The sequence below is a fragment of the Asanoa sp. NPDC049475 genome, assembly GCF_040676915.1.
GTDB lineage: Bacteria > Actinomycetota > Actinomycetes > Mycobacteriales > Micromonosporaceae > Asanoa.
In genome coordinates this window covers 746,437-766,920 of record NZ_JBFAPY010000005.1, presented here as the reverse complement: position 1 = coordinate 766,920, position 20,484 = coordinate 746,437, and the positions used below count along the sequence as shown (strand labels likewise).

The following is a 20,484-nucleotide window of genomic DNA, read 5'->3' as shown; positions in this document are numbered from 1 at the left end:
CGGTTCACGCGTCCCGCCGGCGCAACACGAAGGCGGCCGCGGCCAGGAGCACGACCACCCAACCCGCCAGCACCAGCGCGGCCTGGCCCGGGGCCAGCAGCTCGAAGGGGCCGCCGTCGGCGCTGACCGCGTACATCGCCTGGCTGGCGGCGACGGGGACGAACCGCAGCACGTCATGGGCGACGTCGTCCGGCAGCGCGGCCGGCAGGATCGCCGGCAGCACGAGAAGGGTCGTCACGAACAGCGCGATGGCCAGCGCCGTGTGCCGCAGCAGCGTGCCGACGGCCAAGCCGACCAGCCCCATGGCCAGGGGTGCGGCGGCGGCGCCGGCCGTCGCCCGCAGCACGCCGGGGTCGGCCAGGGTGATCGGGTCGCCGTCCGCGAACGCCTGGTTGACCAGCAAAGCCGCGACGCAGGTGACGGCCAGCACCGGCAGGGTCGCCACGGTCAGGGCGGCCGCCTTGGCCCACAGCACCGGCAGCCGGCGGGGCACCGCGGCGAACGTGGACCGGACCAGCCCGGAGCTGAACTCGCCGGTCATCAGCAGAACGCCGAAGACCCCGAGCACCAGTGAGAACAGGTCGATCGGGAGGAACGCGCCGGCCACGGTCGGCGCGTCGCCGGCCCGGGCCTGGTTCCAGCCGATGAGGCCGCCGAACGCGACCGTCAGCACCGCCGTCGTGCCCAGCACCACCCAGGTGGAGCGCAGGGACAGCAGCTTCGTCCACTCGGCACGGACCACGCCGCGCGCCGTCAACCCGGTCATGCCCGCTCCCTCGACGTGAGCTCCATGTAGGCCTGCTCCAGCGAGGCCCGGTGTGGGGTCAGCTCGTGCAGCACCAGTCCCTGTCCGGCCGCGGCCGCGCCGATCGCGTCGACGCCCAGCCCGGTGACCAGCAGACCGCCGCGGTCGTCCTCGACCGTGGCACCGCGACCGGTCAGCAGGGTGCGCAGCGCGTCGGGGCGCGGTCCGCGGACGAACACCCGCTCGCGGTCGAGCAGCGTGTCCAGCGAGGTGTCGGCCAGCAGCCGTCCCTGGTCGATGACCACCAGGTGATCGGCGGTGACCGCCATCTCGCTCATCAGGTGGCTCGACACCAGGACCGTGCGGCCCTCGGAGGCCAGTTGCCTGAGCAGCGTCCTGATCCACAGCACGCCGTCGGGGTCGAGCCCGTTGACCGGCTCGTCCAGCACCACCACCGCCGGGTCGCCGAGCAGCGCGGCCGCGATGCCGAGCCGCTGCGACATGCCCAGGGAGAAGCCGCCGACCCGGCGCCGTGCGACGTCCGCCAATCCCACCTCCGCCAGCAGCCGGTCGGCCCGGGCCGGCCGGATGCCGTGGGTCTGCCCGAGGGCGACCAGATGGTCGCGGGCCGTCCGGCCCGGGTGCGCCGCGCGGGCGTCGAGCAGAGCGCCGACGGCGTGCAACGGTGCGCGGTGCTCACGGTAGGGACGGCCGGCGACCGTCGCCCGGCCCGCGGTCGGCCGGTCGAGGGCCAGGATCATCCGCATCGTCGTCGACTTCCCGGCGCCGTTGGGCCCGAGGAAGCCGGTGACCTGGCCGGGCCGCACCGTGAACGAGAGGTCGTCGACGGCGCGGGTCCGACCGTACACCTTGGTCAGTCCAGTCACTTCGATCACGGTTCTGACGCTAGGGACAGGCGCGGCTGGCCGCGACGGCCTCGGGTAGCACCGGTCGCAGCCCGGCATGCGACCTGAGGATGACCTACAGCAAGGCGGCCGCGAGGGCCTCGATGTTCGCGGTCACCTCCGGCCGCGTTCCCGCCGCCTCCACCATGAGGAGCTGATGGTGTACGCCGGTGGCGGCGGCCGAGGCCGCGAGCCGGTCCCGGACCTCCGCCGCGGCCCCCACGGCACCGACCTGGACGAGATGCTCGGTGTACGCGGCGAGGTCGCGGTGCGCGGGCGGCGAGCCGTCCAGCCGCACGTAGTCGCGGGTGCCGGCCAGCAGCGCGGGCAGCCGGGTGCGCACCAGCGCGGCGGCGTCCGGGCCGGCCTGGGCGAGGTGCGCACTGGCGTGCGGCGCGAGGGCCGGGTCGTGCCCGTGCGCGGCCGCCACCCGGCGGTAGTGGACCAGCAGGTCGGCGTGCTCCGCGTCGGTGGCGTGCATGCCGAGCAGGAGCGGGAGCCCGCGCGCGGCGGCCAGCTCCACCGTGGATGGTGACGTCGCCGCCACCCACACCGGCAGCGGCCGGCGGGGCCGGGGCACGACGGCGACCGGGCGGAACCGGAAGAGCGCGCCGTCGGCGCCGACCCGCGCAGCGCCGGAGAGCCACGCCAGCAACAGGTCGAGCGACTCCGGGAAGCCTTCGGTGAAGCGCTCCAGGCCCGTGCCGAAGACCTCGAGGTCGACCCAGGGGCCGCCGCGGGCGACGCCGAGCGCGAACCGGCCGCCGGACACCTCGTCGAGCAGCACCGCCTCCTCCGCGAGCGCGACCGGATGCCGGTTCGAGAGCACGCAGGCGGCCGTGCCCACGCTGATCCGGGAGGTCGCGCCCAGCAGGTTGGCGGCCAACGCGACCGCGGACGGGCACGTCCCGTACGAGATGAAGTGGTGCTCGGCCAGCCAGACGCCGGCGAACCCGAGCCGCTCGGCGGCCAGCCCGTAGCTGACCGCCGAGGCCAGGGTCTCCGCGTGGCTGGTGCCGGGCACCCGCCCCGCGAGCAGGAAGAGGTGGGTCCGCGGCTCAGCAGTCACGCAGCTCGGGCGACTGGTTGAGGAGCTGGCCGCGAGCCGAGGTGAACCGTCGGTAGGCCTCGCCGCCGACCGCCGACGGGCGGAACGCGGCGACCCGGTGGCAGTTCTGGAACGCCAGCTTGACGCCGAAGTGCTGCTCCAGGCCGCTGCGGATGGCGTCGCTGGCCAGCGCGCGCAGCAGTTGCCCACGTTCCTGTTCGGACGGTGGCGGGACGACGTTGTCGGCGAAGTCGGCGTCGCTGCGTGCCAGGTCGCCGACCATCCGACTGACCAGCTCCCAGGCATAAGGCAGGGAAGAGCGGACGCACGCGACGAAGTCGGCGGCCGCCACCTCACCGCGTTCGGCTTCGGCGAGCAGGGTGGGCGAGACGGTGAGCGACACAACGATCTCCCTTCGGACGGTATCCGCCCGAATACTATTAGTGATCGTCGTCGATTTCTAGAGACCCGTCGCCACGGCCGCGCCGATGCACAGCAGGGCGCAGCCGGTCACGATCTGGAGGCGGTGGTGCACCACCGGGCGGGCGACCAGGGTGCGGCCGCGCTGGACGGCCCAGGTGAAGACGACGTACCAGGCGCCGGTGACCAGCGCCCACAGAACGCCGAGGCCGATGCTGGAGAGCAGCACCGGGCCGTCGTCGGTGAGGAACTGCGGCAGCAGCGAGATGGCGAAGACGCCGGCCTTCGGGTTGCCGAGGTTGGTCGCGAGGCCCGCCGCGTACGCCCGGCCGTAGCCATCGCGAGTCGGCTCCGTTGTCGTGGCCGGCTTCCGCAGCCCCAGCAATGTGCTCACGCCGAGACCCGCCAGCAGGACGCCGCCGACGATCCGGAGGGCGGCGTACGCGTGCGGGTTGGCCAACAGCACCGCCGAGAGTCCGGCCGCGGCGGCGGTCGTCCAGATCAGCAGGCCGGTGCAGGTGCCGCCGATGCTGGCCCACGCGCGCCGGGGACCGCCCTCGAGCGTCTGCCGCAGCATCAGGGCCTGCCCGGCGCCGGGCAGCATCGCGAGAAGCCAGGTCGTGACGACGAAGACGGGCACGTGGGTCGGCATGTGCCCAGGATCGCCGACCCCCGAAGCCCCAGAGAAGTAAACCTTCAACGGCTCGGTTGTAAGTTGCGTTAATGCTGTTGGAGCCCGGCCAGCTACGTCTGCTCGCCCTCATCGACCGGCACGGCTCGCTGTCGGCGGCCGCCGCCGCGCTCGGCCTCACCGCCGCCGCCGTGACCCAGCAGGTCGCCCGGGTCGAGCGGACCTGCGGGGCGCCACTGGTGCGGCGCGGCCCCCGGGGTGCGTCGCTGACCTCGGCCGGCGCGCTGCTGGCCGCCCACGGACGGGTGGTCGACGAGCAGACCCGGCAGGCCGGCGCCGGCCTGGCCGCGCTCCTCGGCGAGCTCTCCCAGCGGCTGCGGATCGGCACGTTCCAGGCCGCCGCGCTGCGCCTGCTGCCGCCGGCGTTGACCGCGTTGCGGCACCGGCACGCCGAGGCCGACCTGTCGGTCGTCGACATCGCCTCGGAGCAGGGCGCGCCGGCCGTGGCGGCCGGCGACCTCGACCTGGCGGTGATCGCCGCCTGGGACGAGCCGCCCACCGCCCCCGAGCACGTCCGGCTGCACCCGCTGCTGACCGACCCGATGGTCGTCGTGCTGCCCGACGACCACCCGCTGGCCGCCGGCACCGGCCCGCTGCATCTCGAGCGGCTGCGCGACGAGGCCTGGGTCACGATCATCGCCGGGCACGCGGCCCGGGCACAGTTCGACCGCGTCACGGCGGCCGCCGGCTTCACACCGAGGGTACGGTTCCAGACGGCCTCGTACGACGTCGCCCAGGCTCTGGTCGGCACCGGCATCGGCGTCGCGCTGGTGTCTCGGCTGGCCCTGGGTGCCGCGCCGGGCACCGTGCACCGCGAGCTGGCGCAGCGCGGCCTGCACCGGCGGCTCTACGCCGCGACGCTGGCCGACACCTCACTCACGCCGTTGGTCGACGCCTTCCTGCACCTCCTGCACGACGTGGCGCGGGACCTTCAGGTCGCCGCCTACGATCCGACGAACTGCTGACCGCCGTCGATGTCATAGGTGGCGCCGGTCAGCGCCGTGTTGGCCATGAGGTGCACGGCGAGCGCGGCGACGTCCTCCGGGCCGACCACGCGGCCGATCGGCAGGGTCGCCCGCAGCTCGGCCCGGCGCGCGTCGATCTGGTCGCCGAGCAGCGTGGCCGACAGCGGGGTGTCGACGAACCCGGCCGCGACGAGGTTGGCCCGGACGGGCGCGATCTCCAACGCGAGCGCGGCGACGAACGGCGGCAACGCCGCGGTGGCGGCGGACGCGATGCCGAGCTCACGGCTGATCCGCCGCCCACCGGTGCCGCCCATGAACGTCAACGAGCCACCCGGCCGCATCCGGGGCACGGCGTTGCGCGCGACCTCGAGAGCGACGAGCACGTGGTCGCTGAGCGCCCGGCTGATGTCGGCGGGCGCCATGTCCAGCATCGGGCCGTAGCGCGGACCACCGGCCGTGACCAGCACGTGGTCGATCGGGTCAGGCAGCTCGTCGAAGAACGCGGCGACGGCCGCCGGGTCGGTGGCGTCGAAGGCCGCGGTGCGGTGAACGCCGAGCTCGCCGGCGGCCTGCTCCAGCCGGCCGGGGTCACGGCCGGCGATGACCACCTCGGCACCCTCGGCGAGCGCCCGCCGAGCGGTCTCCAGCCCGATCCCCGCACTCCCCCCGATCACGACAACGGTCTGACCGTCGAGTTCCGCCATACCGTAATTCTTGCGTCATAGCGCCTCCACGACCTCGGACTCGCGCGGAATGCCTTCCGTGACCTCGACCGGTCTCGCGCCGCGCCGGCGCCATGCCCGGTAGGAGCGGAAGGCGATGGGCAGGCCGCGGGCGACGTACGCGTCGGGACCGTCCATCACCTGGATGTGCACGTGCGGCTGGGTGGAGTTGCCCGAGTTGCCACAGGCGCCGAGCTCGTCGCCGACCGCGACCACGTCGTCGACCCGGACCCGCAGCGAGCCCTTGCGCAGGTGGGCCAGCAGCACGTGGAAGCCGTCGGCCTCGAGCACCACGTGATTGCCGGCGATCCCGCCCGCGCCGGCCCGCGCCCGCCGCGCCTGGGTCAGCAGGTAGGGCACCTTCGCGACCAGCGACCGCCGCGCGACCTCGTCGGAGCGGCCGTCGAAGACCGCGACCACCCGGCCGGCCGCCGGTGCCAGGACGGGCTGGTCGAACGCGAAGAACCGCTCCACCGGCTCGGTGCCGACCAGCGCACGCCAGTCGCGAACGTGAGCCGTGCGGCGGTTACGGACGGCGATGAAGTCCATCGCGTACGTCGTGGCGAACAGGTCGCTGCCGTGGCTCGGCACGCGCCGTGCCGGGCTGTTGCGGGCCAGCCAGGTGCCTCGGAAGGGCAACGTGAGCACGGCCATGATCCGTCATCCTACCGGCCCACGGCCGGTAACATCTGGCGTGAATCGGACCCTGTTGGAGGAAGCATGTCGCTCCGCGAGCGCGCCGCCTGGAAGGCTCTCGCCGCACACCACGCCGAGATCGGCGGGAAGCATCTGCGAGAGCTCTTCGCGGAGGACCCGTCGCGCGGGGAACGCCTGCACGCCGAGGCGGCCGGCCTCTACCTCGACTACTCCAAGAACCGCGTGACCGACGAGACGCTGCGGCTTCTGATCCAGCTCGCGCGCGAGTGCGAGCTCGAGGAGCAGCGCGACAGGATGTTCGCCGGCGCGCCGATCAACACCTCCGAGCACCGGTCGGTGCTCCACGTGGCGCTGCGCATGCCGAAGAGCGCCTCGCTCGTGGTCGACGGCGTCGACGTCGTCGCACAGGTGCACGAGGTGCTCGACCGGATGGCCGCGTTCGCCGACCGCATCCGCTCGGGCGAGTGGCGCGGGCACACAGGCAAGCCGATCCGCAACATCGTCAACGTGGGCATCGGCGGATCCGACCTCGGGCCGGTCATGGCGTACGAGGCGCTGCGCCACTACACCCGGCGTGACCTGACCTTCCGATTCGTGTCCAACGTGGACTCGACCGACTTCGTGGAGGCGACGCACGACCTCGACGCCGAGGAGACGCTGTTCATCATCTCCTCCAAGACCTTCGGCACGCTGGAGACGCTGACCAACGCCCACTCCGCGCGCGACTGGGTGGTCGGCCAGCTCGGCGACGACGCCGCGGTCGCCAAGCACTTCGTCGCGGTGTCCACCAACGCCGACCGGGTCGCCGAGTTCGGCATCGACACCGCCAACATGTTCGGCTTCTGGGACTGGGTCGGCGGCCGCTACTCCATGGACTCCGCGATCGGTCTGTCCACGATGGTCGCCGTCGGTCCCGAGGTCTTCGCCGACATGCTGGCCGGGTTCCACGAGATGGACGAGCACTTCCGCACGGCACCGCTGGGTGAGAACCTGCCGGCGCTGATGGGTCTGCTGACCGTCTGGTACGTCAACTTCTTCGGCGTACAGAGCGTCGGCGTCATGCCCTACGAGCAGTATCTGAAGCGCTTTCCGGCGTACCTTCAGCAGCTCACCATGGAGTCCAACGGCAAGCACGTCACGCGCGACGGCCGGCCGATCGACTACGACACCGGCCCGGTCTACTGGGGCGAGCCGGGCACCAACGGCCAGCACAGCTTCTACCAGCTCCTCCACCAGGGCACCCGGCTCATCCCGGTCGACCTGATCGGGTTCGGCCAGACCCTCAACCCGCTGCGCGACCACCACGACCTGCTCTCCTCCAACGTCTTCGCGCAGGCGCAGGCGCTGGCCTTCGGCAAGACCGAGGAGGAGGTACGGGCCGACGGCACCGCCGCCGACGTGGTGCCCCACCGCGTGATGGAGGGCAACCGGCCCAGCAACGTGCTGCTGGCGGAGAAGCTCACGCCGCGGCTGCTCGGCGCGCTGGTGGCGCTCTACGAGCACAGCGTCTTCACCCAGGGCACGATCTGGGGCATCGACTCCTTCGACCAGTGGGGCGTCGAGCTGGGCAAGGTGCTGGCCGCCAAGATCATTCCGGAGCTGACCGGCGAGTCCGCCCCGAGCGCCGAGCACGACTCGTCCACGCGGGAGCTGATCCGCCGTTACCTCGCGATGAAGGGCTGATCGGCCCAATCGGCGCCGCGGCGCCCCCCGCACGCGAGAGAATGACCGTGACTCGGTCGTCGGGGGGCGGGGAGGCGCGCGGGTGGGCACAGCGGCAGACGCTCTGGTCTTCTTCGGCGCCACCGGCGACCTCGCGTACAAACAGATCTTCCCCGCCCTCGCGGGTCTGGTCGCCCAGGGCCGGCTGGCCATGCCGGTGATCGGGGTCGCGAAGGCCGGCTGGGACCGCGAGCAGCTGGCCCAGCGCGCTCGCGCGAGCCTGGCCGACGCGGGCGTCACCGACGCGGACACGGTGGGGAAGCTGGTCGAGAGGCTCCGCTACGTCGACGGCGACTACCGCGACCCCGCCACCTTCCAGGCACTGAAGACCGAGCTCGGGTCCGCCAAGGCGCCGCTGTTCTATCTGGCCATCCCGCCCGCGATGTTCGGCACGGTGGCGACGGCTCTGCACGACTCCGGTTGCGCGACAGGCGGCCGGGTGGTCGTGGAGAAGCCGTTCGGCCGCAACCTGGCCGAGGCGCGCGAACTGAACGCGCTCCTGCACGGCATCTTCCCCGAGGACGCGATCTACCGGATCGACCACTTCCTCGGCAAGGACGCCGTGCTGGGCCTGCTCTACTTCCGCTTCGCCAACTCGCTGCTCGAGCCGTTCTGGAACCGCTTCTACGTCGACTCCGTGCAGATCACGATGGCGGAGACGTTCGGCGTCAGCGACCGCGGCGCCTTCTACGACAAGACCGGCGTGGTCCGTGACGTGGTGCAGAACCACCTGCTCCAGGTGCTGAGCCTGGTGGCGATGGAGCCACCCGGCGGGTACGGCCACCAGGACATCCGCGTCGAGAAGACCAAGGTGTTGCGGGCGATGCCGCCGCTCCGCCACAACGACGTGGTCCGCGGCCAGTTCACGGGCTATCTCGCGGTGGACGGGGTCGCACCCAACTCCACCGTGGAGACGTTCGTGGCACTGCGCGCCCACGTCGACACGTGGCGGTGGGCCGGCGTGCCGTTCTTCATCCGGGCGGGCAAGGAGCTTCCGGTGACGGCCACCGAGGTCGTCGTGCGGCTGCGGCGGCCGCCGGCGGCGCTCGCCGCGGCCGACCGCGACCACCCACCCAACTACGTCAGGTTCCGGCTGGGTCCGGACGGCGCGATCTGCCTCGGCGTCACGGTCAAGGCGCCCGGCGAGCCGATGCACGGCCACGACGTCGAGCTCGCGGCCATGGACCGGCCGGCGACGCCGGACCTGCCGCCGTACGAGCGGCTGCTCGGCGACGCCCTGTCGGGAGACGCGTCGCTGTTCACCACGGAGCAGGGCGTGGAGGCCGCCTGGGCGGTCGTCGAACCGGTGCTCGACGACTCGTCGGCGCCCCTGCCCTACGAGCCGGGCACGTGGGGACCGGACCAGGCGCGCGTCCTCACCGCCAGCCACGGCGGCTGGCACGACCCCACGAACTAGCCTCTCGATATATACCGTGAGCCGATATATGCTCCCGGGCATGTCCATGACGGAACCCACGTTCCTGATCCTCACCGCGCTGGCCGCGACGCCACAGCACGGCTACGGCGTGGTCGAGGACGTGCTGCGCATCTCCGACGGCCGCGTGCGGTTGCGCGCCGGCACGCTCTACGGCGTCCTCGACCGGTTGCGCACCGAGGGGCTGATCGAGGTCGACCACGAGGAGGTCGTCCAGTCCCGGCTGCGCCGCTACTACCGGCTGACCGGCGTGGGCGCGCAGGCGCTGGCCGAGGAGACCGCCCGGCTGCGGCGCAACGCCACCGCGGCCGCCACCCGGCTGCGCCGCAGCGGCCTGCTGCCCAAGGAGGGCCTCGCGTGAGCCTGGAACGGCGCTACCGGCGGCTGCTGAGGTGGTACCCGTGGTCGCACCGCCGGGTATACGAGGACGAGATGCTCGCGGTCCTCGTCGCCGGCGCGCGCGAGGGCCAGCGCCGGCCGACGCTCGGTGAGACCGTCAACATCGTGGCGTCGGGCCTGGCCTACCGCGGCGGGGCCGTCCGCACGGCGTTGACCGCGCCGGCCTGGCAGGACGCCGCCGCCGTCTTCGGCCTGCTCGCCGCGATCGTGCTCCTGTCGCAACGACTCGCCCGGCTGCTCGACCCGGTCGGCATGGCCGGGCCGCAGCTGGCGATCCGCACCGCGGCCTGGGCCGCCGTCGTGCTGGCGATCGTGGCCGGCCGGCGACGCACGGCCGCCGGGTTGGCCTGGGCGACGGTCCTCGGCGAGGCCGTGCTGATCGCCGGCTCCTACGACACGGATCCGGTCAGCACCGTCAACCTGTTCGGGCCGTTGGCGCTCGGCGCCGTCGCCGCCGGCGCCCTCACCCTGCCGGCGCCGCGCCGTCGGGCGCTCGCGGTGCTGCGGTGGCAGCGCTTCGCGGCCTTCGTCGGCGGGCTGTCCGTGGTGCAGGCGATCCCGGTCTACAACCATTGGCGGCAACGGGGCACGTGGTACGACCTCGAGTCGAACACCATCTACGTCGCCTACGGCATGGAACACCCGTCCGACCTGACGCTGACGGTGATGCTGGCCACGATCGCCGTGGCCGCTCTGATCGCCGGCGTGGCCGTGCTGACGCTGCCGGCGACCGTCCGCTGGCGACTGGTCGTCCTGACCGCCCCGGTCGTCACGCTGGTGGCCACGGTCAAACTGACCCTGAGCGGCTGGGCGTATTCCAACAGCTGGATCGGCCACCCGATCTACCTGGTCCCGATCCAATGGACCCTGCTCATCGTGGTGCCGCTGGCCACGCTGGCACTCGGTGCCGTCCTGACCCAGTGGCGCGACCAGTCCGTCCGGCTGATGGAGCTGGGGCGGGCCGCGGACCGCGCGGGCTGACCCGACGAAGGCGCCGCGCGACCACGGGGGTCGCGCGGCGCCTTCGCTACGAACCGTCAGGCGACGTCGTACCGGTCCAGGTTCATGACCTTGACCCAGGCGGCGACGAAGTCCGACACGAACTTCTCCTCCGCGTCGTCGCTCGCGTAGACCTCGGCCAGCGCGCGCAGCACCGAGTTCGAGCCGAAGATCAGGTCGGCGCGGGTGGCGGTCCACTTGGGCTCGCCGGTGACCGAGTCGCGACCCTCGAAGGTCTCCTCGTCCTCGGACGGCGTCCACGTCGTGCCGCCGAAGTCGACCAGGTTGACGAAGAAGTCGTTCGTCAGCGCGCCCGGCCGGTCGGTGAGCACGCCGTGCGTCGACTGGCCCGCGTTGGCGCCCAGCACCCGCAGGCCGCCGACCAGCACGGTCAGCTCCGGCGCGGTCAACGAGAGCAGCTGCGCCCGGTCGACCAGCAGTTGCTCGGTCGGCCGCTGCTGGCCCTTGCCGAGGTAGTTGCGGAAGCCGTCGGCGGTCGGCTCCAGGACCGCGAACGACTCGATGTCGGTCTGCTCCTGCGTGGCGTCGGTGCGGCCCGGCGTGAACGGCACCACGACCTCCCGGCCGGCGGCGCGGGCGGCCCGCTCGATTCCGGCCCCACCCGCGAGCACGACCAGGTCGGCGATCGAGATGCGCTTGCCGCCGGTCTGCGCGGCGTTGAACTCAGCGGCGATGCCCTCAAGGGTGCCGAGCACCCGGGCCAGCCGCGCGGGGTCGTTGACCTCCCACTCGCGCTGCGGCGCGAGCCGGATGCGGCCGCCGTTGGCACCGCCGCGCTTGTCGGTGGCGCGGAACGTCGACGCCGACGCCCAGGCGGTGCCGACGAGCTCGGCGACGGTCAGGTCGGAGGCCAGCACGGCCTCCTTGAGCGCCGCGACGTCGGCGTCGGAGACGAGCTCGTGGTCGAGGGCCGGCACGCGGTCCTGCCAGAGCTGCGGCTCGGCCGGCACCTCGCTGCCGAGGTAGAGCTGGATCGGGCCCAGGTCGCGGTGGGTCAGCTTGAACCACGCCTTGGCGAACGCGTCCGCGAACTCCTGCGGGTTCTCGTAGAACCGGCGCGAGATCTCCTCGTAGATCGGGTCGACTCGCAGCGCGAGGTCGGTCGTCAGCATCATCGGCGCGTGGCGCTTGGAGGGGTCGTACGCGTCCGGCACGAGGTCGCCGGCGGCCGGGTCGGTCGGCTCCCACTGCTTGGCGCCGGCCGGGCTCTCGGTGAGCTGCCACTCGAAGCTGAACAGCGTCTCGAAGAAGGTGTTGTCCCAGGTGGTCGGCGTGGCCGTCCAGGCGCCTTCCAGGCCGCTGGTGATGGCGTCGGCGCCCTTGCCGGTGCCGTGCGCGTTCTTCCACCCGAGGCCCTGCTCGTGGATGGCCGCGCCCTCGGGCTCGGCGCCGACCTTGTGCGCCGGGCCGGCGCCGTGCGCCTTGCCGAACGTGTGCCCGCCGGCGATCAGGGCGACGGTCTCCTCGTCGTTCATCGCCATGCGGCCGAAGGTCTCGCGGATGTCGCGGGCCGCGGCGAGCGCGTCCGGGTTGCCGTTGGGGCCTTCGGGGTTGACGTAGATCAGACCCATCTGGACCGCGGCGAGCGGGTTGGAGAGCTGGCGGTCGCCGCTGTAGCGCGCGTCGCCGAGCCAGGTGTCCTCCGTACCCCAGTTGATCTGCTCCGGCTCCCAGACGTCCTCGCGACCGCCGGCGAAGCCGAGGGTCTTGAAGCCCATCGACTCGAGGGCGACGTTGCCGGCCAGCACCATGAGATCGGCCCAGGAGACCTTCTTGCCGTACTTCTTCTTGACCGGCCACAGCAGGCGCCGCGCCTTGTCGAGGTTGCCGTTGTCGGGCCAGCTGTTCAGCGGCGCGAAACGCTGCTCGCCGGAGCCGGCGCCGCCGCGGCCGTCGCTGACCCGGTAGGTGCCGGCGCTGTGCCAGGCCATCCGGATGAAGAGCGGGCCGTAGTGGCCGTAGTCCGCCGGCCACCAGTCCTGCGACGTCGTCATGACCTCGTTGATGTCGGCCTTGAGGGCCGCGAGGTCGACGGTCTGGAACTCCGCGGCGTAGTCGAAGCCGGCACCCATCGGGTTACCCGCCGGCGGGTTCTGGTGGAGGACGGTCAGGTCCAACAGGTTCGGCCACCAGTCGCGGTTCGACCTCGCCTGGACCTGGTTATCACGTGCCACGTTCGCTCTCCTCGAGATCAAAAAGATGCCGGGGAAAGTCTGGACACTTTTCTGGATTGAGTCAAGAAAGGCGCGGTGTGGTTCTGCCCGCGACCGGTGGCCCGCGTCACGAACGGGCGACGGCCTCGGCTTCGCGAGGGGCCTCGACCCGCTCGGGTACGACCAGCGCGCGCTCGATGACCAGCAACAGCCAGCCGATCAGGAGGCCGCTCACGACGCCGGTCAGCGCGTACAGCGTGTCGGAGTCGGCGGCATTGACGGGGACGTTGCCGCCGAGCGCGGTGAACCACGCGGGCACGCGCACGAGGTACGCGGTGACCAGCACCGTGAACAGCACCAGCGCGGGATAGAGCACGAGCGGGACCAGCAGCTTCGGCAGCTGCTTCAGCCACGCCATCGCTCCCCGCGGCAACGCGCCCGTCAGCAGTCCGACCGCGGTCAGCTGCACGGTGCCGAGCAGCATCATCGACCCGAGCTGGCTGCCGGGCTCCAGCACCCGGGCCAGGGCCAGGCCGCCGGCGGCCGCGACCAGGACCGCGCCGGTCGTGATCCGGTGCATCGCCGTCAGCTCAGGGGCTGCGGCCAGGGCGAGGCCCAGCGTCAGCACCGTGAGCAGGGCGCCGAGCGTCACCGCGGCCGGTGTGAGCGCCGCCTCCGTGTCGGTCGGCGACTCGATGCCGGCGACGAGCGGGGCGAGGGCGGCGCTGACCGCCGCACCCAGCGCCAACGGCCGGCGCTCCCCCTCGTCGCCACGGGTCTTGCGACGCACGACGAGGGCCGCGGCCAGTGCCGCGGCCGCCCCGGCCACCGACAGCACCACGGCGGCCACGTCGCCGTGCACGTCGGCCCGGTTGAGCAGCAGGTCGGCCCCGATCCAGGTCGCGCCGACCCCGAGGGCGGCCCACCGGGACAGCCGCGCGCCCCGACCGGCGAGCAGAATCGCCAGCCCGATCGCGACGACCGCGCTGAACCTGAGGTCGCGAGCCCAGTAGGTGTTGTTCTCGGCGTACGAGAAGAGGACCAGCTCGCCGGACCGCTCGGTCAACGGCTGCCAGAACGCGAGGTCAATTCCCCAGAAAACCGCCGCACCGACCGCACACCCGACAGCGACCACATCCCGCCAGCCCACCCGCATGACGAAACGGTAAACCATTTCCGATCTTCGCAAGGCCACGCCACAGTGAGGGAATGGAGCGGGCCGGGCTCGGCAGCCTCCGGCCGGTCGCCGATGCGACGGCGGCCCACTGGGTCGTGCGCGGCGTGCGACCGTTCGCCGACCACGTCGTGACGTCGCTGGTGCCCGTCGGGTTCGACGCCTACGCGGTCCTCGTGCACGCCGCCGACAGTGCAGACAGCGAGCCCAGGCAGGGTTCGCTGCCGGCCGCCCAGGCGGATCGACTGGTCCGGGTCCTGCGCCGGTTCACGTCCACGACGGACTGTTACTTCGCGGTATGGGACGGCTTCGCGCGCTCGGCGGTGCCGCCGACGGCGACGGTCGCGATGCCGGAGCGGACGATGCCGTTGCTGCGCGGCCCGCTGGTGGAGGCGGCGACGGTGTCGATGGCCGTCGCGCCGGGCGACCAGAGTCCGAGCCTGTGGTGGCCGGCGGACCGGGCCTGGTGCGTGGCCACCGACGTCGACCTGACCACCACCTACGTCGGCGGCAGTCAGGCCTGTGTCGACGCGGTCGTCACCGCGTCGGGGCTTGCGGCCTGGCCGGTCGACGGCGGGCATGGCATCGCCTGGGTCTAGGCGAGGCGCTCCGCGAGGACGACCGTGACGGTGGCGCCGGCCTCCTTGCCGATGGCCTTGCGGACCTCGGCTTTGACCGGGAGCTTGTGCCGGCCGTCGCCCATCGCCATGAACGAGCTCTGGAACGGGTGTCCGTCGATGGTGCCGCGCACCTTCACTAGGCCGCGCGTGCCGAAGAAGCCCACCGACTCCGGCCAGACCACATAGGTGTGTCCGCCCTTGGCCGGGCTCTTCACCAACATCGCGGAGAACTGCTTGTCGAGCGCTCCACCCTGCTCACCTCGGGTACCAGCCACAACTGCAGTATCCACCGCGATCACCCGCTGTCACAGCCCATCCACCGTCCGGGTAACCCCTCGTTACGATGGAGGTTCCGAACGGGGGGTGGTCCGGATGAAGATCGACGTCATCGGCGGGACCGGGATGATCGGTTCCAAGGTCGTGACCCTGCTGCGGGACCGAGGCCACGACGTGGTCGCCGCGGCGCCGAACACCGGGGTCAACACACTGACCGGCGAGGGTCTGGCCGAGGCGCTGGACGGCGCATCGGTCGTCGTGGACGTGTCCAACTCACGGTCGTTCGACGGCGACGCGGCGCTGGAATTCTTCGAGACCTCGATGGGCAACCTGCGCAGTGCCGAGACAGCGGCGGGGGTACGCCATCACGTGGCGCTGTCGGTCGTCGGCGCCGACCGGATGCTCGACAGTGGATACATGCGGGCGAAGGTCGCGCAGGAGCGGATGGTCGCCGAGTCGGACGTGCCGTACTCCGTGGTGCGGGCCACCCAGTTCTTCGAGTTCCTCAAGGCGATGACCGACGCGGCGACCGACGGCGACACCGTCCACCTGGCGCCGGTCGCGTTCCGGCCGATCGCGGCCGACGACGTCGCCGGCACGGTGGCCGACGTGGCGCTGGGCACGCCGGTCAACGGCGTCGTCGAGGTGGCCGGGCCCGAGCAGTCCCGGTTCGACCAGGTGATCCGGTCGAACCTCCCCGCCAACGACCCGCGCGAGGTGGTGGCCGATCCGACGGCCGACTACTTCGGCGCGGTGCTGGCCCAGAACTCGCTCGTTCCCGGGCCGGGCGCACGGATCGCCACCACCACGCTGTCCGACTGGCGCGCCGCGCGGGGCTAGCCGCGTTTGGCGTAGTCGCCGATCTCGCCGAAGTCGACCATCACGCAGGCCTCGTCGCCGAGCACCTCGGCGTCGTGGCCCGGCTCGACGGCCAGCAGGTCGCCCGGGCCGAACTCCAGCGTCTGACCGGCGTCCGTCATGATCCGCATCCGGCCGGACAGGACATAGCCCAGGTGTGAGGTCTGGCAACTCGGCGTGCCGGCGATCGGCCCCAGGTTCGTCGTCCAGCGCCAGCCGGGCTCGAAGGTGCCTTTGCTGACCGGCCGTCCGGCGATCGTGACGAGCTCCGCGAATCCCTTGCCCTCGAACATGCGCTTCTCGTCGGGCGTGTCGAAGGTTTTGCGCTCCATGGCAACCACCCCCCTCCCGACGTTACCCGCGCAGGGCGTCCGCACCCGGCCCGGTGAGCCCCCGCAGCCCCACCCGTCGCCCGGTCATCAGCAGCAGGATGTCGATGGCGGGACCCCGCACCAACGGCCCGGACCCGGCGCGGAACGCCGTGTCGGTGGCCGCGAACCCGTACCCCCGCAGGCTCTTCATGGCCTTGAACAACCACGGGCGGGACCAGATCCGGGCGGCCGCCGCCGCGGCCGCGTGCGCCGGCACGTCGTGGCGGCGGCCCAACGGGATCATGATGTCCTGACCGTGCACCACGACGTCGATCAGGGCCTCGTTCTCGGTCACGACCGGCACGTGGCGGCGCGATCCGATGTGGCCCCGGATCTCCGCGATCAGCGCGGCCGTCGGCTCCGCCGCCTTGGCGTCGATGGCCAGCCGGTTCGCCCGGGCGGCGTTGCCGCGGGCGCGGGCCACGCCCACCAGCAGGGTGCCGAGCGTGACGTGCTGTTGGGTGAGGTGCGCGGTGACGTCACGGACCGTCCACTCCGCACAGAGCGACTGCCGTCGCCATTCCTCGTCGGACAGCTCCTCGAGCTGGTCGGCCAGGGTGCGGCGCTGGTCGTCCACGACGCGCCACAGTTCGTCACGGTCCATCGGTGCCTCCCAGCAGCGCTTCGACGAGCGGGGTCAGCCGCCCGCGAGGGTCGAAGTTCGGGTCGGGGCTCGCCAGTTCGTGCAGGATCAGGCCGCTGTACGCGTTCATCAGGATCGGAGCGTCCCGCTCAGCGTCGGTCGACCCGGCCACCCGCAGCCACGTGGTGAACCAGTCGTCGACTCGTCTGCCGGCCGCCAGCAACGGCGCACGCAACGCCGGATGGTGCGCGGCCTCGACCAGGATCACGTAGCGGGCCAGCGTGAGCGTCCGGTGTGGACCGACGGCGGCGCGGGCGACGGCCGCCATCACCGCGGCGAGCTCGGCCGGTGACCCCGGTGTGTCCCGCGCGGCGAGGTCGTCCCAGGCGGCCTTCTCCCGCTCGGCGAACCGCTCGACCACCGCGCCGAGCAGGGCGTCGCGGGTGCGGAAGAGGTTGGAGGTGGCGCCGGCGGGCAGACCCGCCTCGACGTCGACGGCACGGTGGGTCACGGCGCGGACCCCACCGGTGCCGAGCAGGGCGATCGCGGCGTCGAGGACGTCGGTGCGGCGACTCACCTCCGCAGACTACGTCTGTAGTGTGATCAACTACAAGCGTAGTGACGCTGGTACGCTCGACGGCGCGAGACACGAGAGGCCGGAATGACCCCGAGACGCAGACGTGGCGACGAGCTCGTGCGGGCCATCCACGAGGCGGTTCTCGCCGAGGTCGCCGAGCACGGTTACGCCGGCACCACCTATGACGGGGTGGCGGCCCGCGCGGGAACCAGCAAACCCGTCCTCTACCGGCGCTGGCCCACCAAGGCGGCCATGGTGCTGGACGCCTCCCTCGAGGCGCGGCCCGGCCTGACCCTGCCGCCCGACACCGGCAGCCTCTCCGGGGACCTCAAGGCGTTCCTGCGCGTCGCCGCGTCCATGATGGAGCGCGCGGGCCGGCAGACGCTGCTGAGCCTGCTGGCCGAACTCGACCGCTCCGCCGGCGAGGCGCTGCGCGACCTGCTGTTCGCCCGAGGTGCGGACATCATCGAGCCCCTGCTGGACCGGGCGCGGGCGCGCGGCGAGCTCGGCGACTCCCCCCTGCCTCCCCGGGTGGTCACGCTCGCCCTCAATCTCGTCCGGCACGAGGTGGTCATCGTGGGCGCCATGACGGAGGAGACGCTCGACACGATCGTCGACGAGATCGCGGTGCCGTTACTCACTTCGCGCAGCTTGCGACGAAACTCCGGGTCAGCTTAGATACGGTTCGTATCTAAGTCACGGAGGTAGTCGGAGCATGCCCAGCACGGTTCGAAAGATGGCGGCGACCGTAGGTGGCCTGCTGATAGTCATGGTCATCCTGCTCACGGCCTTCGCGTTACCGGGCGCCAACACCGCGGTCAAGGACGTGCCGGTCGCGGCCACGGGCACCGGGCCGGCCCAGATCTGGCTCAAGGCGACGCTGGACCAGGCGGCCCCCGGCGCGTTCGACGTCAGCATGGTCGGCTCCACGGCTGCGTCCGAGCGCAAGATCCTCGACCGCGACGCGTACGGCGCCTTCGTCGTCGACGACGACGGCCTGACGCTGGACATCGCCTCGGCGGCGAGCTCGGCCGTCGCCGCCTCTCTCACGCAGGTGGCGCAACAGGTCGGCGCCGCCATGAAGCTGCCGGTCACCGTGCACGACCTCAGGCCGCTGACCACCGGCGACCCGAAGGGGCTGGGACTCGCGGCCGGAGCCCTGCCCATCGCCCTCGGTGGCTGGTTGGCCGCGATGGGGATCATCTCCCTGGTAGTCGGCGCCTGGCACCGCCTGATCGTGGCCGCGGCGTTCGGCGTCGCCGGCGGGTTCGCGCTCAGCGGGACGCTCTTCGCGATCGGCACGTTCGACACCAACTACTGGGCCACCTCCGGCGCCGCGGCGCTGGGGCTCGCCGCCACGTGCTACTTCGTGCTGGGCTTCGAGCGACTGCTGCGTGGCGGCGGCATCGCGATCGCGGCACTGACCCTGATCCTGTTGGGCAACCCGCTCTCCGGCCAGGCCAGCGCGCCGGAGATGCTGCCACACCCGTGGGGTGCGCTCGGACAGCTCCTGCCGCCCGGCGCGACCGGGACTCTCCTCCGCAACGTCTCGTTCTTCGACGGCGCCGCCATCACCCGGCCCATCGTCGTACTCGTGGCGTGGGCTCTGCTGGGTCTCGCTGCCTACTGCCTGGCCGGGCGCCGGCACAACAGGCGGACGCCGTTCGACGTCCACCTGGACGACGCCGACCCGCCCGTCCGCGGCGGCCGTCACCATCGCCGCGCCGTCGCCCGTTCGGGGGCCGGACGGACGGCCGAGGTGTGACACGATCGAGGACCACCACCGTTGGAGGACTCGATGGCTGACGCGCTCTGGCCCGCCGTCCACGCGGAGCGTGGCGCACTCGCCGAAGACCTCGCCGGCCTCGACGACAAGCAGTGGGCCCACCCGACCCTCTGTGGTCAGTGGGTGGTCGAAGAGGTCGTCGCCCACCTGACCGCCGCCGCGAGCATCACCATGGCGCGCTGGCTGGTCAGCATCGTGGGGGCCAGGTTCAACGCCGACGTGCACAACCAGCGCCGGATGGCCGAGCACCGCGGCGCGACGCCCGAGGAGACCCTCGCGCGGTTCCGGCGGATCGTCACCAGCACGACGGCGCCGACCCGGGACACCGCCGCCTGGCTGGGTGAGGTCGTCGTCCACGGCGAGGACATCCGCCGGCCGCTCGGGTTGTCGTACTCGCCGCCGGTGGCGACCGTCACCGAGGTCGCGCGGTTCTACGCCGGCCGCGACTTCACCGTCGCCGGCCGCACCATGTCCAAGGGACTGCGCCTGGAAGCGACCGACGGGCCGTTCGCGACCGGCACCGGCCCGGTGGTGAGCGGGACGACCCTCGCCCTCACGATGGTGATGGCCGGCCGGCCGGTCTACGGCCAGGAGCTGACCGGCCCCGGCGCGCCGACGATGCGGGAGCGCTGCTCAGGAGGGCGCTAGCTCGCCGAACGCGGCGCCCAGGCCGCTGAGGTCGACGGCCCGCCTGGGCTCCTGCGGTGAGCGGTCCACAAAGGAGCGCATGACCTCCAGCGCGGCCAGGATCTCCCGGCCGACCTGGTCGGCGGGGCGCATGGCGTCGACGGTGACGAGGATGCCCCGCTCGCCGTACCAGGCCACGATGGGGTGGGTCAGCTCGTGGTAGACCCGCAGCCGGCGGCGGATGGTCTCCACCGTGTCGTCGGACCGGCCTTCCAGGGCGGCGCGCGCCAGCAGCCGGCGCTCGAGCTCCTGGTCGTCGGCCTTGAGGTGCAGCGCGACGTCCGCGGTCATGCCGAGCTCCAGGCCGATCTGGTACGTGGCCCGCGCCTGCGCCATCGTGCGGGGAACGCCGTCGAGCACGAACCCGCCACCGGCCGCGGCGGCCTCTGCCAGCGCCTCGCGAACCATGTCCAGCACGATCTCGTCGGGCACCAGCTCGCCCTGGTCGAGGTGGGTCTGGACGGCCCGGCCGAGCGCTGTGCGGCGCGCCACGTGGTCCCGCAGGAGATCGCCGGTCGCGATGTGCGGGATGCCGAAATGGGTCGCGATGACCGCGCCCTGCGTCCCCTTGCCCGCACCTGGCGGCGCGACCATCAGCACCCGCATCATCGGCCCCTTCGTCATGCTCTGTGCCCGCACCAGTATCCCTCGCGCCCGCACCCTGACAGGG

The 20,484-nt window shown here is 72.4% G+C and carries 24 protein-coding genes; 10 read left to right on the top strand and 14 right to left on the bottom strand.

The annotated features are described in order from the left end of the window. Positions 1-4: 4 nt before the first annotated feature. The 5 genes from AB0J88_RS23605 to AB0J88_RS23585 form a co-directional block, all read right to left on the bottom strand. A complete protein-coding gene (locus AB0J88_RS23605; RefSeq protein WP_364361326.1) occupies positions 5-766 on the bottom strand; it encodes an ABC transporter permease in 762 nt (253 codons plus the stop codon). Further along, on the bottom strand, positions 763-1,641 hold the full coding sequence (locus AB0J88_RS23600) for an ATP-binding cassette domain-containing protein (protein WP_364361324.1): 879 nt from the start codon (positions 1,639-1,641) through the stop codon (positions 763-765). Before AB0J88_RS23600 ends, AB0J88_RS23605 begins: the two co-directional genes overlap by 4 nt. Positions 1,642-1,726: 85 nt before the next feature. Further along, positions 1,727-2,719, bottom strand: coding sequence for an LLM class flavin-dependent oxidoreductase (locus AB0J88_RS23595; RefSeq protein WP_364361322.1), 993 nt, complete (start codon positions 2,717-2,719; stop codon positions 1,727-1,729). After that, positions 2,709-3,101: an SCO5389 family protein gene (locus AB0J88_RS23590; RefSeq protein ID WP_364361320.1), complete on the bottom strand. Its 393-nt coding sequence runs from the start codon at positions 3,099-3,101 to the stop codon at positions 2,709-2,711. Before AB0J88_RS23590 ends, AB0J88_RS23595 begins: the two co-directional genes overlap by 11 nt. A gap of 57 nt (positions 3,102-3,158) precedes the next feature. Beyond that, the gene (locus tag AB0J88_RS23585) at positions 3,159-3,770 is read right to left on the bottom strand and encodes a LysE family translocator (protein WP_364361318.1); all 612 of its coding nucleotides are present in this window, start codon (positions 3,768-3,770) and stop codon (positions 3,159-3,161) included. 71 nt (positions 3,771-3,841) lie between these two features. Between AB0J88_RS23585 and AB0J88_RS23580 the strand changes: the two genes are divergently transcribed. After that, positions 3,842-4,774, top strand: coding sequence for a LysR substrate-binding domain-containing protein (locus AB0J88_RS23580; RefSeq protein WP_364361316.1), 933 nt, complete (start codon positions 3,842-3,844; stop codon positions 4,772-4,774). Here the strand turns inward: AB0J88_RS23580 and AB0J88_RS23575 are convergent. Further along, entirely contained in the window at positions 4,753-5,478 is a 726-nt protein-coding gene (locus AB0J88_RS23575; RefSeq protein WP_364361314.1) for an SDR family oxidoreductase, read from the bottom strand. The two genes, AB0J88_RS23580 and AB0J88_RS23575, sit on opposite strands and share 22 nt — an antisense overlap. Positions 5,479-5,493: 15 nt before the next feature. Further along, positions 5,494-6,150 (bottom strand): M23 family metallopeptidase, encoded by a 657-nt coding sequence (locus AB0J88_RS23570; RefSeq protein WP_364361312.1) that lies wholly within the window; start codon positions 6,148-6,150, stop codon positions 5,494-5,496. Between the two features lie 66 nt (positions 6,151-6,216). Here AB0J88_RS23570 and pgi point away from each other — a divergent pair, with 66 nt between their 5' ends. From pgi to AB0J88_RS23550, 4 genes are all read left to right on the top strand, one after another. Then, a complete protein-coding gene (gene pgi / locus AB0J88_RS23565; protein ID WP_364361310.1) occupies positions 6,217-7,836 on the top strand; it encodes a glucose-6-phosphate isomerase in 1,620 nt (539 codons plus the stop codon). A gap of 82 nt (positions 7,837-7,918) precedes the next feature. Further along, entirely contained in the window at positions 7,919-9,292 is a 1,374-nt protein-coding gene (gene zwf / locus AB0J88_RS23560; RefSeq protein WP_364361308.1) for a glucose-6-phosphate dehydrogenase, read from the top strand. Between the two features lie 46 nt (positions 9,293-9,338). Continuing rightward, positions 9,339-9,671 (top strand): helix-turn-helix transcriptional regulator, encoded by a 333-nt coding sequence (locus tag AB0J88_RS23555; protein WP_364361473.1) that lies wholly within the window; start codon positions 9,339-9,341, stop codon positions 9,669-9,671. Continuing rightward, a complete protein-coding gene (locus tag AB0J88_RS23550; protein WP_364361306.1) occupies positions 9,668-10,690 on the top strand; it encodes a hypothetical protein in 1,023 nt (340 codons plus the stop codon). The genes AB0J88_RS23555 and AB0J88_RS23550 overlap by 4 nt, the downstream gene beginning before the upstream one ends. A 56-nt stretch (positions 10,691-10,746) precedes the next feature. On the opposite strand, the gene katG is transcribed toward AB0J88_RS23550, so the two are convergent. Both katG and AB0J88_RS23540 read right to left on the bottom strand, forming a co-directional pair. Beyond that, the gene (gene katG, locus AB0J88_RS23545) at positions 10,747-12,903 is read right to left on the bottom strand and encodes a catalase/peroxidase HPI (protein WP_364358914.1); all 2,157 of its coding nucleotides are present in this window, start codon (positions 12,901-12,903) and stop codon (positions 10,747-10,749) included. 106 nt (positions 12,904-13,009) lie between these two features. Beyond that, a complete protein-coding gene (locus tag AB0J88_RS23540) occupies positions 13,010-14,038 on the bottom strand; it encodes a hypothetical protein (RefSeq protein WP_364358916.1) in 1,029 nt (342 codons plus the stop codon). Between the two features lie 53 nt (positions 14,039-14,091). On the opposite strand from AB0J88_RS23540, the gene AB0J88_RS23535 reads away from it, so the two are divergent. Next, entirely contained in the window at positions 14,092-14,655 is a 564-nt protein-coding gene (locus tag AB0J88_RS23535) for a hypothetical protein (protein ID WP_364358919.1), read from the top strand. Here the strand turns inward: AB0J88_RS23535 and AB0J88_RS23530 are convergent. Next, positions 14,652-14,951 carry a DUF1905 domain-containing protein gene (locus tag AB0J88_RS23530; protein ID WP_364358922.1) on the bottom strand — a complete coding sequence of 100 codons (300 nt, stop codon included), beginning with the start codon at positions 14,949-14,951 and terminating at the stop codon, positions 14,652-14,654. The genes AB0J88_RS23535 and AB0J88_RS23530 overlap by 4 nt on opposite strands. Before the next feature lie 97 nt (positions 14,952-15,048). Between AB0J88_RS23530 and AB0J88_RS23525 the strand changes: the two genes are divergently transcribed. Continuing rightward, the gene (locus AB0J88_RS23525) at positions 15,049-15,792 is read left to right on the top strand and encodes an SDR family oxidoreductase (protein WP_364358925.1); all 744 of its coding nucleotides are present in this window, start codon (positions 15,049-15,051) and stop codon (positions 15,790-15,792) included. On the opposite strand, the gene AB0J88_RS23520 is transcribed toward AB0J88_RS23525, so the two are convergent. From AB0J88_RS23520 to AB0J88_RS23510, 3 genes are read right to left on the bottom strand one after another with little or no spacing between them, the layout of a single operon-like run. Further along, the gene (locus AB0J88_RS23520) at positions 15,789-16,142 is read right to left on the bottom strand and encodes a cupin domain-containing protein (protein ID WP_364358928.1); all 354 of its coding nucleotides are present in this window, start codon (positions 16,140-16,142) and stop codon (positions 15,789-15,791) included. The genes AB0J88_RS23525 and AB0J88_RS23520 overlap by 4 nt on opposite strands. Before the next feature lie 22 nt (positions 16,143-16,164). Continuing rightward, the gene (locus AB0J88_RS23515) at positions 16,165-16,785 is read right to left on the bottom strand and encodes a maleylpyruvate isomerase family mycothiol-dependent enzyme (RefSeq protein WP_364358931.1); all 621 of its coding nucleotides are present in this window, start codon (positions 16,783-16,785) and stop codon (positions 16,165-16,167) included. Next, positions 16,775-17,341 carry a TetR/AcrR family transcriptional regulator gene (locus AB0J88_RS23510; RefSeq protein ID WP_364358934.1) on the bottom strand — a complete coding sequence of 189 codons (567 nt, stop codon included), beginning with the start codon at positions 17,339-17,341 and terminating at the stop codon, positions 16,775-16,777. Before AB0J88_RS23510 ends, AB0J88_RS23515 begins: the two co-directional genes overlap by 11 nt. Before the next feature lie 84 nt (positions 17,342-17,425). On the opposite strand from AB0J88_RS23510, the gene AB0J88_RS23505 reads away from it, so the two are divergent. From AB0J88_RS23505 to AB0J88_RS23495, 3 genes are read left to right on the top strand one after another with little or no spacing between them, the layout of a single operon-like run. Beyond that, positions 17,426-18,019, top strand: coding sequence for a TetR/AcrR family transcriptional regulator (locus AB0J88_RS23505; RefSeq protein ID WP_364358937.1), 594 nt, complete (start codon positions 17,426-17,428; stop codon positions 18,017-18,019). 58 nt (positions 18,020-18,077) lie between these two features. Continuing rightward, positions 18,078-19,106, top strand: coding sequence for a hypothetical protein (locus AB0J88_RS23500; protein WP_364358940.1), 1,029 nt, complete (start codon positions 18,078-18,080; stop codon positions 19,104-19,106). A 33-nt stretch (positions 19,107-19,139) separates the two neighbouring features. Next, on the top strand, positions 19,140-19,775 hold the full coding sequence (locus tag AB0J88_RS23495) for a maleylpyruvate isomerase family mycothiol-dependent enzyme (protein WP_364358943.1): 636 nt from the start codon (positions 19,140-19,142) through the stop codon (positions 19,773-19,775). On the opposite strand, the gene AB0J88_RS23490 is transcribed toward AB0J88_RS23495, so the two are convergent. After that, the gene (locus tag AB0J88_RS23490) at positions 19,761-20,438 is read right to left on the bottom strand and encodes an adenylate kinase (RefSeq protein ID WP_364358946.1); all 678 of its coding nucleotides are present in this window, start codon (positions 20,436-20,438) and stop codon (positions 19,761-19,763) included. The two genes, AB0J88_RS23495 and AB0J88_RS23490, sit on opposite strands and share 15 nt — an antisense overlap. Positions 20,439-20,484 lie beyond the last annotated feature (46 nt).

Coding starts and splice junctions, on each gene's coding strand:
- AB0J88_RS23585 (WP_364361318.1), bottom strand. CDS start 3,770: ATGCCGACCCACGTGCCCGTCTTCGTCGTCACGACCTGGCTTCTCGCG.
- AB0J88_RS23570 (WP_364361312.1), bottom strand. CDS start 6,150: ATGGCCGTGCTCACGTTGCCCTTCCGAGGCACCTGGCTGGCCCGCAAC.
- AB0J88_RS23515 (WP_364358931.1), bottom strand. CDS start 16,785: ATGGACCGTGACGAACTGTGGCGCGTCGTGGACGACCAGCGCCGCACC.
- AB0J88_RS23505 (WP_364358937.1), top strand. CDS start 17,426: ATGACCCCGAGACGCAGACGTGGCGACGAGCTCGTGCGGGCCATCCAC.
- AB0J88_RS23520 (WP_364358928.1), bottom strand. CDS start 16,142: ATGGAGCGCAAAACCTTCGACACGCCCGACGAGAAGCGCATGTTCGAG.
- AB0J88_RS23575 (WP_364361314.1), bottom strand. CDS start 5,478: ATGGCGGAACTCGACGGTCAGACCGTTGTCGTGATCGGGGGGAGTGCG.
- AB0J88_RS23555 (WP_364361473.1), top strand. CDS start 9,339: ATGACGGAACCCACGTTCCTGATCCTCACCGCGCTGGCCGCGACGCCA.
- AB0J88_RS23500 (WP_364358940.1), top strand. CDS start 18,078: ATGGCGGCGACCGTAGGTGGCCTGCTGATAGTCATGGTCATCCTGCTC.
- AB0J88_RS23580 (WP_364361316.1), top strand. CDS start 3,842: ATGCTGTTGGAGCCCGGCCAGCTACGTCTGCTCGCCCTCATCGACCGG.
- AB0J88_RS23605 (WP_364361326.1), bottom strand. CDS start 766: ATGACCGGGTTGACGGCGCGCGGCGTGGTCCGTGCCGAGTGGACGAAG.
- AB0J88_RS23525 (WP_364358925.1), top strand. CDS start 15,049: ATGAAGATCGACGTCATCGGCGGGACCGGGATGATCGGTTCCAAGGTC.
- AB0J88_RS23540 (WP_364358916.1), bottom strand. CDS start 14,038: ATGCGGGTGGGCTGGCGGGATGTGGTCGCTGTCGGGTGTGCGGTCGGT.
- pgi (WP_364361310.1), top strand. CDS start 6,217: ATGTCGCTCCGCGAGCGCGCCGCCTGGAAGGCTCTCGCCGCACACCAC.
- AB0J88_RS23535 (WP_364358919.1), top strand. CDS start 14,092: ATGGAGCGGGCCGGGCTCGGCAGCCTCCGGCCGGTCGCCGATGCGACG.
- AB0J88_RS23495 (WP_364358943.1), top strand. CDS start 19,140: ATGGCTGACGCGCTCTGGCCCGCCGTCCACGCGGAGCGTGGCGCACTC.
- AB0J88_RS23490 (WP_364358946.1), bottom strand. CDS start 20,438: ATGACGAAGGGGCCGATGATGCGGGTGCTGATGGTCGCGCCGCCAGGT.